This is a genomic window from Nonomuraea sp. NPDC049709, assembly GCF_040674815.1.
In the GTDB taxonomy this organism is placed as follows: Bacteria; Actinomycetota; Actinomycetes; order Streptosporangiales; family Streptosporangiaceae; genus Nonomuraea.
The window spans coordinates 1-14020 of sequence record NZ_JBFANM010000101.1; the positions used below are offsets into that span (position 1 = coordinate 1).

9 protein-coding genes are annotated in these 14020 nt (G+C 68.8%); all 9 read left to right on the forward strand.

The annotated features are described in order from the left end of the window. Positions 1–105 precede the first annotated feature (105 nt). The 9 genes from AB0J69_RS54020 (at position 106) to AB0J69_RS54060 (ending at position 14018) form a co-directional block, all read left to right on the forward strand. Positions 106–1899 (forward strand): glycosyl hydrolase family 28 protein, encoded by a 1794-nt coding sequence (locus AB0J69_RS54020; RefSeq protein ID WP_364135453.1) that lies wholly within the window; start codon positions 106–108, stop codon positions 1897–1899. Then, on the forward strand, positions 1896–3689 hold the full coding sequence (locus AB0J69_RS54025; protein ID WP_364135456.1) for a glycosyl hydrolase family 28 protein: 1794 nt from the start codon (positions 1896–1898) through the stop codon (positions 3687–3689). The genes AB0J69_RS54020 and AB0J69_RS54025 overlap by 4 nt, the downstream gene beginning before the upstream one ends. Next, entirely contained in the window at positions 3686–5626 is a 1941-nt protein-coding gene (locus tag AB0J69_RS54030; protein ID WP_364135457.1) for a glycosyl hydrolase family 28 protein, read from the forward strand. Before AB0J69_RS54025 ends, AB0J69_RS54030 begins: the two co-directional genes overlap by 4 nt. A gap of 9 nt (positions 5627–5635) precedes the next feature. After that, positions 5636–7756: a discoidin domain-containing protein gene (locus AB0J69_RS54035; protein WP_364135460.1), complete on the forward strand. Its 2121-nt coding sequence runs from the start codon at positions 5636–5638 to the stop codon at positions 7754–7756. Next, complete coding sequence (locus tag AB0J69_RS54040; protein ID WP_364135463.1) at positions 7753–9438, forward strand: alpha-galactosidase; 1686 nt, start codon at positions 7753–7755, stop codon at positions 9436–9438. Before AB0J69_RS54035 ends, AB0J69_RS54040 begins: the two co-directional genes overlap by 4 nt. 859 nt (positions 9439–10297) lie before the next feature. After that, complete coding sequence (locus tag AB0J69_RS54045; RefSeq protein ID WP_364135466.1) at positions 10298–10639, forward strand: PadR family transcriptional regulator; 342 nt, start codon at positions 10298–10300, stop codon at positions 10637–10639. Beyond that, positions 10636–11610, forward strand: coding sequence for a hypothetical protein (locus tag AB0J69_RS54050; RefSeq protein WP_364135469.1), 975 nt, complete (start codon positions 10636–10638; stop codon positions 11608–11610). The genes AB0J69_RS54045 and AB0J69_RS54050 overlap by 4 nt, the downstream gene beginning before the upstream one ends. Before the next feature lie 892 nt (positions 11611–12502). After that, complete coding sequence (locus AB0J69_RS54055; RefSeq protein WP_364135472.1) at positions 12503–12754, forward strand: hypothetical protein; 252 nt, start codon at positions 12503–12505, stop codon at positions 12752–12754. A 37-nt stretch (positions 12755–12791) separates the two neighbouring features. Beyond that, positions 12792–14018 (forward strand): FAD-dependent monooxygenase, encoded by a 1227-nt coding sequence (locus tag AB0J69_RS54060; protein ID WP_364135474.1) that lies wholly within the window; start codon positions 12792–12794, stop codon positions 14016–14018. The last annotated feature ends 2 nt before the right edge of the window (positions 14019–14020 follow it).

The window sequence follows — 14020 nt, forward strand, 5'->3', positions numbered from 1 at the left end:
TTTTTGCTCGGCGCTCCCCCCCCACCAATTCCCCCCCGCCCCCGCGCGGCCCCCCCGCCGGGGGGCCCCCCCCCCGGCTCCTCCACCCCCCAGGAGCCCCTCACCATGCGTGTCTCCCGAAGGGCCGTGCTCAAAGGCGCGATGCTCGCCCCCGTACCGGCGGGCGCCGTGCTGCCACCGGCGCCCGCCACGGCCCGCACTCTCGACTCACCCTGGGACCAGGTGCCCGCGATCCTGGCCAGGATCGTGCCGCCGGCCTTCCCCGACCGCACGTTCCCGATCACCGATTACGGCGCCAAGCCGGACAACTCCACCGACTGCACCGCCGCCTTCCGCGACGCGATCGCCGCCTGCAACGCGGCCGGCGGCGGCACGGTGCTCGTGCCGGGCGGCGGCAAATACCGCACCGGCAAGATCCATCTGCTGTCGAACGTGCGGCTGCACGTCGAGTCCGGGGCCACGATCAGGTTCCGCTCCGACGCCGCCTCCTACCTGCCGACGGTGTTCACCCGCTGGCAGGGCATCGAGTGCCACAACTTCTCGCCGTTCATCTACGCGAGGAACCAGACGAACCTGGCGCTGACGGGCACGGGCACGATCGACGGCAACGCGGCGGCCGGGCCCTGGTTCGACTTCGACGACCAGCGCGGGCCCGACTGGGAGCGGCTGCAGCAGATGGCCGTGGACGGCGTGCCGATCGAGCAGCGCCAGTTCGGCGACGGCCACTTCCTGAAGCCGAACATGATCCAGTTCTACGGCTGCCGGAACATCCTGGTGGAGGACCTGGACATCAGGAACCCCGCCATGTGGACCATCCACCCGGTCTTATCCCGAAATATCACGATCAGGCGCGTCAAGATCTACAGCCGGGGCGCCATGGTGGACGGCGTCGACCCCGAATCCTCCGCCGACGTGCTGATCGAGAACTGCTCGTTCGACACCGGCGACGATGGCACGGTCATCAAGTCCGGCCGCGACACCGACGGCCGCCGCGTGGGCGTCCCCTCGGAGAACATCGTCATCCGGGGCAACAAGTACCACGGCCGCTGGGGCGCCATCACCGTCGGCAGCGAGATGTCCGGCGGCGTCCGCAACGTCTTCGCCGAGGACAACCAGATCTTCCCCGGCTCCAGCTACCACTCCTTCTACGCCCTCTACCTGAAGACCAACAACCGGCGCGGCGGCGTGGTGGACGGCGTGCACGTCAGGAACCTGACGGGCGGCCCGTGCGACCGGGGCGGCTTCTACATCGACATGAACTACAGCCTGACCGGCCCCGGCTACGGCCCGATCGTCAACCCGGTCATCCAGAACATCACGGTGGACGGCCTGAACATCGCCGACTCGCCGTTCGCGATCAAGCTGTCCGGGTCGTCGGCCGGCCACATCAAGAACGTCACGATCGAGAACAGCACGTTCACCCAGATCGACACGCCCGCGCCGCAACTGTCCAACGCCGACAACGTGGTGCTGCGCAACGTCCGGATCAACGGCACGCTGTACGGCGGCGGCCCGTCCGGCGCCCGCTACGAGGCCGAGGACGCCACGATCTCCCAGGGCGTGGTGGAGTCCGACCACGCGGGCTTCTCCGGCACGGGGTTCGTCAACAGCGACAACGTCGCGGGCGCGTACGTGGAGTTCACGGTGGACGCCGCCGCGGCAGGGACGGCGACGCTCGCCGTCCGCTACGCCAACGGCACGAGCGCCGACCGGCCGATCCAGGTCACCGTCAACGGCGCCGGCGCGGGCGTCGTGACCGCACCCGGCACCGGCGCCTGGACCTCCTGGGCCACCCGGAGCCTGGTCGCGAACCTGGCGGCCGGCGCCAACACCATCAGGCTCACCGCCACCACGGGGGGCGGCTGTCCGAACCTCGACTACCTGGAGGTGCTCCAGTGAGGATCTCCCGTCGTGACCTGCTCATCGCGAGCGGAGCCGCCGCCCTCCTGGCGGGAAGCGGGCCGGCCCGTGCGGCGGCCTCGGGCCGGCCGTCCGGTCCGCACGCGGCCTCTCCGTGGGACCAGGTGCCGGAGATCCTGGCCAGGATCGTTCCGCCGACCTTCCCCGACCGCACGTTCCCGATCACCGATTACGGTGCCAAGGGCGACAATTCCACGGACTGCACGGCCGCCTTCCGCGACGCGATCGCCGCCTGCAACGCGGCGGGCGGCGGCCGGGTCGTGGTGCCGCCGGGGACGTTCCGCACCGGCGCGATCCGCCTCCTGTCGAACGTGAACCTCCAGGTCAACGGCACGATCCGGTTCCGTACGGACCCGGGCGCGTACCTGCCGACCGTGTTCACGCGGTGGGAGGGCATCGAGTGCTACAACTACTCGCCCTTCATCTACGCCAACGGCCAGACCAACATCGCGATCACCGGCACGGGAACGATCGACGGCAACGCGCCGGCCGGTGACTGGTCGTCCTGGGGGAGCGGGGGCGACGACCGCGACCAGCTTCGCGAATGGGGCGCGAACGACCACCCGGTGGCGCAGCGCCAGTTCGGCAGCGGCCACCAGCTGCGCCCCAACATGATCGGCCTCTACCACTGCACCGCAGTCCTGGTCGAGGGCGTCAACCTGCGCGACCCGGCGATGTGGACGCTGCACCCGGTCTACTGCACGAACGTCACGGTCAGGAACGTCACCTTCTACTCCACCAACTCCCAGGGCGACGGCTGCGATCCCGATTCGTGCACCGACGTCCTGATCAGCGGCTGCAGGTTCAACACCAACGACGACTGCATCCCGGTCAAGTCGGGCCGCGACCGCGACGGCCGGCGGGTCGGCAAGCCGTCGCAGAACATCGTCATCCGCGACTGCAAGTTCAGCGGCCGGTGGGGCGGCGTCACGATCGGCAGTGAGATGTCCGGCGGCGTCCGCAACGTCTTCGCCGAGAACTGCGAGTGCAACCCGCCCGACTTCCCCGGCCGCTACCCGGTGAAGTACGCCCTCTACGTCAAGACCAGCTTCAACCGCGGCGGCTACGTGGACGGCGTCCACCTGCGCGGCATCACCGGCCACGACCTGGAACGCGCCGCCCTCTACATCACGCTCAACTACGAATCGTCCGGCTCCCTGCCGCCGGTCGTGCAGAACTTCACCGCCGACGGCCTGACCATCGACGGCGCGGCGCAGGCGTACAACCTGGACGGCCGCTCCAGCGATCACATCAAGAACGTCACGATCTCCAACAGCACGTTCACCGGCATCGACACGGCCACCCCCACCGCGTCATACGTGGACAACCTCGTGCTCTCGCGCGTGACCGTCAACGGCAAGGACATCTCCAACTCCCAGCCCCCGCCCGGCGTCCGCTACGAGGCCGAGAACGCCACGATCTCCCAGGGCGTCGTCGAGTCCAACCACGCGGGTTTCTCCGGCACGGGGTTCGTCAACAGCGACAACGTGGCCGGCGCGTTCGTCGAGCTCGCGGTGAGCGCGGCGGCGGCCGGGAGCGAACCGCTGACGATCAGGTACGCCAACGGTACGAGCACCAACCGGCCCTTCGCGGTCGCCGTCAACGGCACGAACGTCGCCACGGTGAACGCCCCCGGCACCGGCGCCTGGACGACCTGGGTGGCCACGAGCGTCACCGTGCCGCTCGCCTCGGGAACCAACGCCGTCCGCCTCACCGCCACCACCGCGGGTGGCCTGCCCAACCTCGACTACGTGGAGCTCCAGCCATGAAAACGCTCGCCCGGGCCCTGCTGGTGTCCGCCCTCGCCCTCGCCGGGCTGACCGCCCAGCCCGCGAACGCCGCCGCCGAGTTCAACGTGCGCGACTACGGCGCGACCGGCAACGGATCGACCAACGACGACGACGCCATCGACCGCGCGATCAACGCCGCGAGCGCCGCGCCCGGCGGCATCGTCGTCTTCCCGTCCGGCCGCTACCGGGCCCGGACGATCCACCTGAAATCGCACGTCACGCTCAGGCTGGACGCCGGCGCCACGCTGCTCGCCGCGGGCAGCGGCATGGACGCGCCCGAGTCCAACCCGTACGACGACTACCAGGACTACGGCCACAGCCACTTCCACAACTCGCTGATGTGGGGCAGCGGCATCACCGACTTCCACATCACCGGCAGCGGCACGATCGACGGCGACGGCAACCTGATCACCGGCGACCCCGACTCGGGCGAGGCCGACAAGGCGCTCACACTCACCGAGTGCTCCGACATCAGCCTGACCGGCGTCACGTTCCGGCGCGGCGGCCACTTCGCCGCCCTGATCAACGGCTGCCACGACATCACGATCGACAACCTGAAGACGATCCACTCCAGCAGCGGTGTCCGCGACGGCATCAATCTGATCAACAGCTGGAACGTCACCGTCACCAACAGCCGCATCGAGGCCAGCGACGACGCCCTGGTGTTCAAGAGCGACTACGCCCTCGGCCACACCTACACCAGCCAGAACGTGCGCGTGCGGGACACGACCGTCTACTCGCACGAGAACAACGCGCTCCAGTTCGGCTCGGAGACCTGCGGAAACTTCCGCGACTTCCGGTTCGAGAACATCACGGTGCTCGGCGCGGGCAAGGCCGGCATCGGCATCGTGTCCATGGACGGCGCGATCATCGAGGACATCCACTACGACAACGTGTCGCTCACCAAGACCACGTCGCCGTTCTTCTTCAAGATCGGTGAGCGGAAGCGCTGCCCGGGCTCGCCGCCCGCCGGCCGGATCAGGAACATCACGGTCAGCAACGTGACCGGCACGAATTTGACCGCGCCCGTGGTGACCGGCACCGTCGGCGCCCGCGACTACACCAGCACGCTGACCGGCACGCCGTCGGTGGACATCGGTCCCGGCATCACGTTCACGAACGTCGACCTGACGGTCCCGGGCGGGCACCCGGCCTCCGAGGCCAGCCGGAATCCCGGTGAGTTCCTCACCACGTACCCGCCGCGCGACTACGGGGCGCGGCCGTCGTTCGCGTACTGGCTCAGGCACGCCGCCGGTGTCACGCTGAACGGCAGGGTCGGGTTCGACGAGAACGACAACCGGCCCGCCGTGATCGCCAATGACGCCTCCAACGTGATCCTGCAAGGCATCGCGTTGCAGCGGGGCAGCGGCAGCGCGTACGACGTCGGCTTCACCGGCGTCAACGGCTACGCCGTGCGCGACAGCGCCGACACCTCGGGCGGCGCGCTCCGCATCCGGGCCACCGACTCCACGCCCATCGGCGGCGGCGAGGAACCGGTCAGCCTGTACGCCGAGGCGGAGTCGGGCACGGTCACCGCGCCCATGGCGACGGCCTCCGACAGCGCGGCCTCCGGCGGCTCGTACGTGACCGTCGCCTCCGGCAGCAACAGCAAGTCCAGCGCCCCCTCGACCGGCTGGACCACGATGTCGTTCGATCTGCCGCGCGGCGGGACGTTCGCGGTGTGGGCCCGGGTGATCGCCCCCACCGACGAGGACGACTCGTTCTGGGTGCGCTCCGGCACCGGCTCGTGGACCAACTGGAACAACATCGCGCTCGGCGCCTCGTGGCACTGGGTGCGCTTCCCGAGCACCTACACGCTGGACGCCGGGACCCGCACGATCGCCTTCGCCTACCGCGAGGACGGCGCCCGCCTGGACCGGATCGCGATCTCCAGCGACCCGAACTTCACCCCCTAGGAGCGCATCATGAAACGCACGGCGGCGTTTGCCGTCTTCGCACTCCTCCTCGGCCTGCTCACCGCCGCCCCGGCGCGGGCCGACCTGCAGCACCCGCGCCAGGCGTTCCTGCGCAACTCGATCGCGGGGCTCTTCCTGCACTGGGGCGAGCGGACCTCGCCGCAGCACACCAGTTGCACCGCGTGGGAGAACGACGTCACCAACGGCGGCTGGAGCGCCTCCTACTGGGTGAACGAGGCCAAGAAGCTGCACGCCCAGTACATCGTGCTGGCCACCTTCCACAGCCGGCTCGGGTACGCGCGGCCGTACCCGTCGAAGGTCCCCGGAAGCTGCGCCACCAAGCGGGACTTCCTCGGCGAGCTCATCGACGCCGCCGACGCGCAGGGGCTGAAGGTCATCCACTACATGACCGACGACCCGCAGTGGCACGAGGAAGGACTGTCGTCGGGGTCGTGGCTCAACTCCGACGCCTTCTCCGACTACGTCGGCCATGACGTGGACCTGACCACGCGCGACGGCTTCGGCGAGTTCTCCTACCTGCAGTTCTTCGAGCAGATGGAGCGCTATCCGAAGCTCGCCGGGTTCTGGATCGACAACGACAACGCCTACTGGGAGCGCAACAACCTCTACGCCGAGATCTACCAGCAGCGCCCCGACATGACGATCTCGAACAACAACGAAGACACGCCGATCATGGACATGATCAGCAACGAGCAGAAGACCGGCATGACGCCGTCGTACGACTACCCGCAGGCGGTCTACACGGCGCTGCCCCGGCTGATCGAGGCCGATTTCAAGCTCCCGACCGGAGGGCCCTGGTGGTACGGCGGCTCGGACCAGGCCGTGGACCGCAAGCTCACGCTCGGCCGGCTGATCACCAACGCCGGGTCGTCGGTCAAGGCGCTGATGGCCGAGACGCCCATGGTCAACGGCCGCTTCCCGACGCAGCAGGCCGACTTCAACAACTTCGCGAGCACGTACCTGGAGGAGATCTGGGAGTCCCTGTACGGCACCGAGGGCGGCGGCTACATGTACGGCGGCCTCAAGCCGGGCTTCTGGAACAACGGCGCGCATGGCGTCACCACGATCGCCAGGAACGACCCGAACCGGCACTACATCCACGTGATCACGCCGCCGTCCGGCAGCACGCTGTCGCTGCGGGACAACGGCTACCGGATCACGTCGGTGACGAACCTGCGCACCGGCGCGCCGGTGAGCTTCACCCAGTCGGGCGGCACGCTGACGCTGAGCGGGATCTCGTCGTGGGATCAGTACGACACCGTCTTCAAGGTCATCTCCAGCGGCCGGCAGGGCATCCACCCCGGCGTCACCCTCACGGCGGGCTCGTCCACCGGCGGGCACCCCGCATCGGCGGCGGGCGACGGCGACTACCTCACCTACTGGGACAGCAACGCGGCCGAGCCCGCACGGCTGACCTTCGACCTGGGCTCGGCCAAGCGCGTGCAGTACATAGCGGTCAACCAGCGCGAGGACTCCACCGTCCACCCGTCGTCCGGGTCGGCGCGGATCTCCGGCTACCAGGTGCACGTCAGCGATGACGGGTCGAACTGGGGGAGCGCGGTCAAGACCGGCACCGTGCCGAACGCGCGCGGCGTGCAGATCATCGACCTGGCCGCGGTCACCGCCCGGTACGTCCGGCTCTCCAAGACCGGGCACCACGGCGTCGCCCGCTGGCGGGTGGACGAGGCGTGGGTCGGCGGCGAGTACGCCGGTGGCGGCGGCCCGTCCGGCAGCCGTCTCGAGGCCGAGAACGCCACGATCTCGCAGGGCGTGGTCGAGTCCAACCACGCGGGCTTCTCCGGCACGGGGTTCGTCAACGGCGACAACGTGGCCGGCTCGTACGTCGAGTGGACCATCCAGGCGCCCGCGGCCGGCAACGCCACGATCGCGCTGCGCTACGCCAACGGCACCACGGCCAACCGCCAGGCGAGCGTCACCGTCAACGGCGGCGGCGCGCAGACCCGTGACCACCCCGGCACCGGCTCCTGGGACACCTGGGCCACCGACACCTTCACCGTTCCGCTCAACGCCGGCGTCAACACGCTGCGGGTGACGGCGACGACCGCGAACGGCAACCCGAACCTCGACCACGTGGAGGTCCAGCCATGAGAGCCGTGCTCGCAGCCCTGCTGGTCTTATGCGTGATCGCCGTGCCCGCCGAGGCCTCCGACAACGGGCTGTCGATCCGGCCCGCGATGGGCTGGAGCAGCTGGAGCTTCATCCGCCGCTGGCCCACCGAGGACAAGATCAAGGCCCAGGCGGACGCGCTGGTCAGCAGCGGTCTGCGCGAAAAGGGCTACGTCTACGTCAACCTCGACGACTTCTACCAGAAGTGCGACGCCAACGGCTTCGTCGTCGACTCCTACGGCCGGTGGGCCGTGGACTCCGCGAAGTTTCCCTCCGGGATCAAGGTGCTGGCCGACCACATCCACGACAAGGGGCTGAAGTTCGGCTTCTACGTCACCCCGGGCATCGCCAAGAACGCCGTCACCGCGAATACGCCGGTCGAGGGCACCTCGTACCACGCCAAGGACATCGCGGACACGTCGCAGACGCACAAGAACTACAACTGCAAGAACATGTACCGGCTGAACTTCTCCCACCCGGGCGCGCAGGCGTTCATCAATTCGTGGGCGAACCAGATGGCCTCGTGGGGCGTGGACTACCTCAAGATCGACGGGGTGGACGCGTCCACGATCGCCGACGTGGAGGCGTGGGACAAGGCGCTGCGCCAGACCGGCCGGCCGATCAACTTCGCGCTCTCCAACAATCTGCCGATCGCCCAGGCCACCACGTGGAAGCGGCTGGCCAACAGCTGGCGCACCCAAGGTGACGTCGAGTGCTACTGCGGCCCGGGGCCGAACGGCAGCGGCTTCCCGCTCACCGACTGGGCGCACGTGTCGAGCCGGTTCAACTCGGCCGCGCAGTGGCAGCCGTACGCCGGGCCCGGCGGGTGGAACGACTACGACTCGCTGCAGATCGGCAATGGCGACCAGGTCGGGCTCACCGCCGACCAGCGCCGCTCGCACATGACGCACTGGGCGATGGCCGCGAGCCCGCTGCTGCTCGGCACCGACCTGACCGCGCTGACCTCGGTGGATCTCGGGATGCTGAAGAACGACCGGCTGATCGCGGTCAACCAGGACGGCGTGGCCGCGCAGCGCATCGTCAACAGCGGCGTCAACCAGGTGTGGCGCAAGCGGGAGTCGAACGGCGACCACATCGTCGCGTTCTACAACACCGGCACGTCGGGCAACTCGACGGTGAGCGTGACCTGGTCGCAGGTGGGGTTCTCCGGCCCCGCCGCGGTCACGAACCTGTGGTCGGGCGCGTCGGAGGGCACGGTCAGCTCGTCCTACAGCGCCACGCTGCGTCCCGGTGAAACCCGGCTGATCCGCGCCCGTCCCAATGTGCAGCGGTACGAGGCGGAAAACGCGACGATCTCGCAGGGCACGGTCGACTCCAACCACGCCGGCTTCTCCGGCACTGGGTTCGTGAACTACACCAACGTCACCGGCTCGTACGTCGAGTCCACCGTGACGGCGGCCACGGCCGGGGACGCCACCCTGACGCTGCGCTACGCCAACGGCACCACGGTGAACCGGCCGATGACCATCACCGTGAACGGCACGACGCTGACCCGGGACTTCCCCGGCACCGGCGCCTGGACGACCTGGGCGAACTCCACGTTCACGGTGCCGCTCGCGGCCGGCGCGAACGCCGTCCGCGCCACCGCCACCACGGAGAACGGCGGGCCGAACGTCGACTACCTCGACGTCTCGCCTCCGTGACCTCGCACTCCCGCCCCGCGGCGCTGCGGTCCTGCCACCGCGGGGCGGGACTCAACCCAGCACTCTCGCCAGGGCCTCCTGCGCCGCGGCGCAGACCGGGAATACTTCGCCCACAGACGACAGTGAACCAGCCGCGATAACGCGGCAAGCCAGAGCCGGCCGGCGTCCCGGTCACGCCGACACCCGGCACGAGGCCGGAACGTGACGTGACCACCACGGTCTGGCCGGGACGGTCCTCGCCCGCCCCCGCGAGACCGGCGCCCTGCGTCCGGGAGCCAGGCCCGACTGCGTGGCACATCGTAGTCGTCCGGCGATCCCTCGGGGCTCCGCACCGCCGGGTTGGACCCGCGCCTCCCGGGCCATCGGGAACCCCTCTCGTACGCGGTGGTCTCGAAAAGCTCTATTCAAGGTGAGCAGCACCGTCTTGAGCCCGGAGACGCGATCAGGCTGGGGTTCGGTCGCATCAAAGCATCCGGGCGGTTCATTCGCCGCCGCCTCGGGGCATCGCCGGCCTGGCCACCTGGACACGACCGTCACCCGGGCCAACCGCGAGCGCCACGACAAGGCCGTTTTGTGGTTCTCCCGCAAGCGGCGCCCCAGTCAGGTGATCCTGCACCATCGCACGGCCCACCCCGTCGTCATCAGGGGGTGGAGCACCCAGATGGAACGCTTCGCCGGCGCCATCCGGCGAAGTCAACGCACCACGGACCGGTTCAGAGCCGTTCCTAGACGGACGGCGGCGTGGAGCCGTTTTCAGGATGACGCCGGCGTGGAGGTGCTGCTACGCGGCTTCGCCGAGGGCGGTGGAGCCACCTTCTACACTCTTCCAATATGCCGACTATCGGTATATAAAGATCCTGTGTCTAAGTCACGCGCCTTGCAGGAGCCCTCGTTCCTCATCCTGACCTCGCTGGCACACGAGCCCCAGCATGGCTACGGCATCATCACCGACGTCGAGCGCATCTCCCACGGTGAGATCCGGCTGAGGGCCGGCACCCTGTACGCCGCCCTGGACCGGCTGCAAGCCGAGGGGTTGATCGCCGAAGACCGGGAGGAGATCGTCGACGGGCGGCTTCGCCGCTACTACCGGCTCACCGAGGAGGGCGGCCGGCGCCTGGCCGCGGAGGCGGCGCGACTGCAGCGCAACGCCCGAACGGCGGTCAGCCGGCTGCGTACCCACCACATCGGAGGGACCGCGTGAGTGACCTGGAACGCCACTACCGCCGCCTTCTCCGCCTCTACCCTCGCGATCATCGAGCCAGACACGAGGAGGAGATGCTCGGCGTGCTCATGGCGGCGGCGGAGCCTGGCCGCCGCCGTCCGCATCCGCAGGACGTGGCCGACCTGATCGGTGGAGCTGCCGCCATTCGCTTACGCCGGCCCATCAGTCCGCAATCTCTGATGTGGTGGCACGACGCGGCCCGCGTCGCCGCCGTCCTCGGACCGCTGGTCCTGCTGATCCAGCAGTTCCCCGCGGCTGTCCGCGACATCGGGCTGTATATCCAGCGAGGGCCGGAGCCAGGGGTGCTGTCGACGGGCAGTGTCGTCGAGCAGACACTCGGGCTGCTGGTCTACGTCGGGGTCACGGTGTTCGCCTGGCATGATCACAGACGGATCGCGGCCGGCCTGGCTTGGGCATGGGCTGTCTGGTTCGGCGCGGACATGACCATTCCGGGTTCGTACAGCTGGCGTTTCAGTGAGCTGCTCCCTCTTGGGCTGCTCCTTCTTCCGTACGTGGCCGTGGCCGTACTCCTGACGGGCACCACCCGTCCACAGCTCGGAGTGCAACTGGTTGGCCGGCGCAGGATCCTGATCTGGTTCGCCATCGTGCTGGGCGCCATCACGACCATTCAGCTCTGGCCTGCCGGAGGACTTCTGCTGGGGATGTTGGTTCCGCCCTGTCTGGCGGCGATCATCTGCGGGTTGGCCGCACGATCCCCGCGGGGGCGCAGGAGCATCGTGCTGCTCGCCCCCGTCTTTCTTCCCGTTGTGCTGATGGGCGCGCTCTTCGTAGCGATGTGGTCGTGGTGGGCGGAGGGATCCCGTGCCGGCGTCACGCAGGGGATCGTCGTGGTGTGTGCAGCCCTGGCCGTCTTTGGGATCACCGGCTACCTCGCCGGCCGACGCCAGGCCGCCAGTGCACCACCACCACGCGAAGCGGCTCGACCTTGACGAGGTCGTGTTCGCGGGCGAACGGGATGGATGGATGGCCGGGGAGATCGCGTGAGTCGCGCGCTTGTGGGATGGTTGGCCAGCCTCTCACTGCCGGCCGGAATCGTTGCGGTGATCTGGGGGCTGGCTTCTGCGATCAAAGGCGCTGGACGGGCGTACGGAGTTGGGGCCGTGCATTGCCGGGACATCCCCGAAAAGCTTCCTCTTGAGGTGTCGATGGGCGGTATCTGCGCGTTCGCGGCGGCGTCCTGCTGTATCGGCTCTTCCGACTCCCGTTCCATGCATCCTCGCTGGTCGTCGACCGACTCGGGTTCACGGGTGGCTGCCCGGCCATCGCGGTCTGTTCCGGAACTTCGGTGGGGCTCATTTTCGCGGCGGTCGTCCTGTTCGCACCGGGCGAGCTGGCTCGCAATCGTCCGGAGTTGATGGAGGCCTGCCGCCGCGCCCTGAACGGCGATCACCAGCGTCAGCATGGACCACTCCGCCGGACCACTGCCGACCAGGAGTCGTGGTCGATAGCTGGTGGCGTTGCCCCACGACGCCTGCAAAGGCAGGCACCCCGACTGACAAGAAAACCTGAACGGCTTCCCCGAAACCGTCCTGATCAAGGTGTCGTGCCGCAGGTCAACCCTGCCCCATCCGCCGACTTCATCTGCAACGGACAACGGCCTCGAGAAACGCTTCGGCCGACGGCGTGAACGCCTGGCGCATCGGGCGGGCACAGGCCGGGGGAGCCCTTGGAGGGTGTGGCTCGGGGGTGCGGGGGCGGGCTGTTGGGCGACACGGGATGTCAGCAAGATCCCTCACCCTTCGTACTCCTCAGGCAGCTGGAGAGGCGTTGAGCGCGGGCGAGCTCCATCGGGAGGCGGGGTCGGTCGCAAAGCAGTCCTTCATGGTCGCCGACCTGGCCGCCGCTGTGGAGGGACTGGCGGAAGCCATACCACCGAAGCAGGCGGCCCTGCTGCTGGGCATCGCCGTCGCGCTTCGCGGGACCGCCCTTGCAGGCGACCCCGACGTGGCCAGGGTCGCCGCCGAAGCGACCGCGGTGATCGGCGCCGAGGCGTTCGCCGAACAGTTGTGCACGGGTGCCGCGATGAGCCGCGAGGACGCGCTGACAACGATCGACAAAGCTGTCAGCGGATAAGCAGTGAGCTGTCAGCGGGGCTTCCGAGAGTAGAGCCATGACGAACAAGCACCTTTCGGTCCTCATCTCCGGCGCCAGCATCGCAGGCCCTGCCCTCGCCTATTGGCTGGCCCGCTCCGGTAGCACGGTCACCGTTGTGGAGAAGGCCCCAGTCCTGCGCACCGGCGGCCAGGCCATCGACTTCAAGGGCGAGACCCACCTGGAGCTCCTGCGCCGCATGGGCATCTTGGAGGAGGTCGAGCGCCGCCAGACCGGAGGCACCGACCAGACGGTCATCGACTCGTCCGGCAGGCGGATCGCGGTCATGCCGGGCTGGTTCACCGGCGGGACCCTGGAGATCGGCCGCGGCGACCTGGCGGAGATCCTCTACGAGCGCACTCGTGACACGTGCCAGTACATCTTCGGCGACTCGATCACCTCGCTGACCGAGACCGCCTCGGGCATGCACGTGACGTTCGAAAGGAGTGCGCCCCGGACCTTCGACGTGGTCGTCGGCGCGGACGGCATCCACTCCAATGTGCGCCGCCTGACCATCGGCCCGGAGTCGGACTACGTCAAGCACATGGGCCACTACTACGCGCTGGTGGACATGGAGCGGGTCGTGGACGAGCCGGTGATGTACAACGAGCCGGGCAGGCTCGTCGCTATCGGCGGCCCCAAGTCACCCGTCTTCTTCGTCTTCGCCTCGCCTGAGCTGACCTACGACCGCTACTCAGCGGCGGAGCAGAAGCAGATCCTGATCGACGCCTACCGCGGTATGGGCTGGCGGACATCCGAGATCCTGGCCAAGTTGGCCCGGGCGAAGGACGTCTACGTCGACGCCATCGCTCAGGTCACACTCGAGCGCTTCTCCAAGGGTCGGATCGTGCTGCTCGGCGACGCCGCCGCGGCCAACACCCTCGGCGGCGTCGGCAGCGGCCTGGCCCTGGTCGCCGCCTATGTGCTGGCGGGCGAGCTGAGCCAGGCCGACTACGGCACGGCCTTCGAGCGCTACGAGGAGACCATCCGCCCGTTCATCAAGGCCGCTGCCGGCAACAACGCCGGCCCCTTCCTGGCACCGCGCACCCGCAAGGGCATCTGGCTGCGCAACCAGCTGTTCAAGCGGCGCTTCCTGCTCAGCTCGATGGCCAAGATGGGGGAGAAGATGGCCGGCGGCCACTTCGAGCTGCCCGACTACACCTTCTTGAGCCGGCCGGCGTCCACCACGAATTCGGCTGCCGTCGTCCCCGCCAAGCGCGGCGACACGAACAGCGCGACCTCCTGAGC

Bases quoted from the DNA above. Each gene is read 5' to 3' on its own strand.
- AB0J69_RS54030 (WP_364135457.1), top strand. From the start codon at position 3,686: ATGAAAACGCTCGCCCGGGCCCTGCTGGTGTCCGCCCTCGCCCTCGCC.
- AB0J69_RS54060 (WP_364135474.1), top strand. From the start codon at position 12,792: ATGACGAACAAGCACCTTTCGGTCCTCATCTCCGGCGCCAGCATCGCA.
- AB0J69_RS54040 (WP_364135463.1), top strand. From the start codon at position 7,753: ATGAGAGCCGTGCTCGCAGCCCTGCTGGTCTTATGCGTGATCGCCGTG.
- AB0J69_RS54020 (WP_364135453.1), top strand. From the start codon at position 106: ATGCGTGTCTCCCGAAGGGCCGTGCTCAAAGGCGCGATGCTCGCCCCC.
- AB0J69_RS54055 (WP_364135472.1), top strand. From the start codon at position 12,503: ATGGTCGCCGACCTGGCCGCCGCTGTGGAGGGACTGGCGGAAGCCATA.
- AB0J69_RS54035 (WP_364135460.1), top strand. From the start codon at position 5,636: ATGAAACGCACGGCGGCGTTTGCCGTCTTCGCACTCCTCCTCGGCCTG.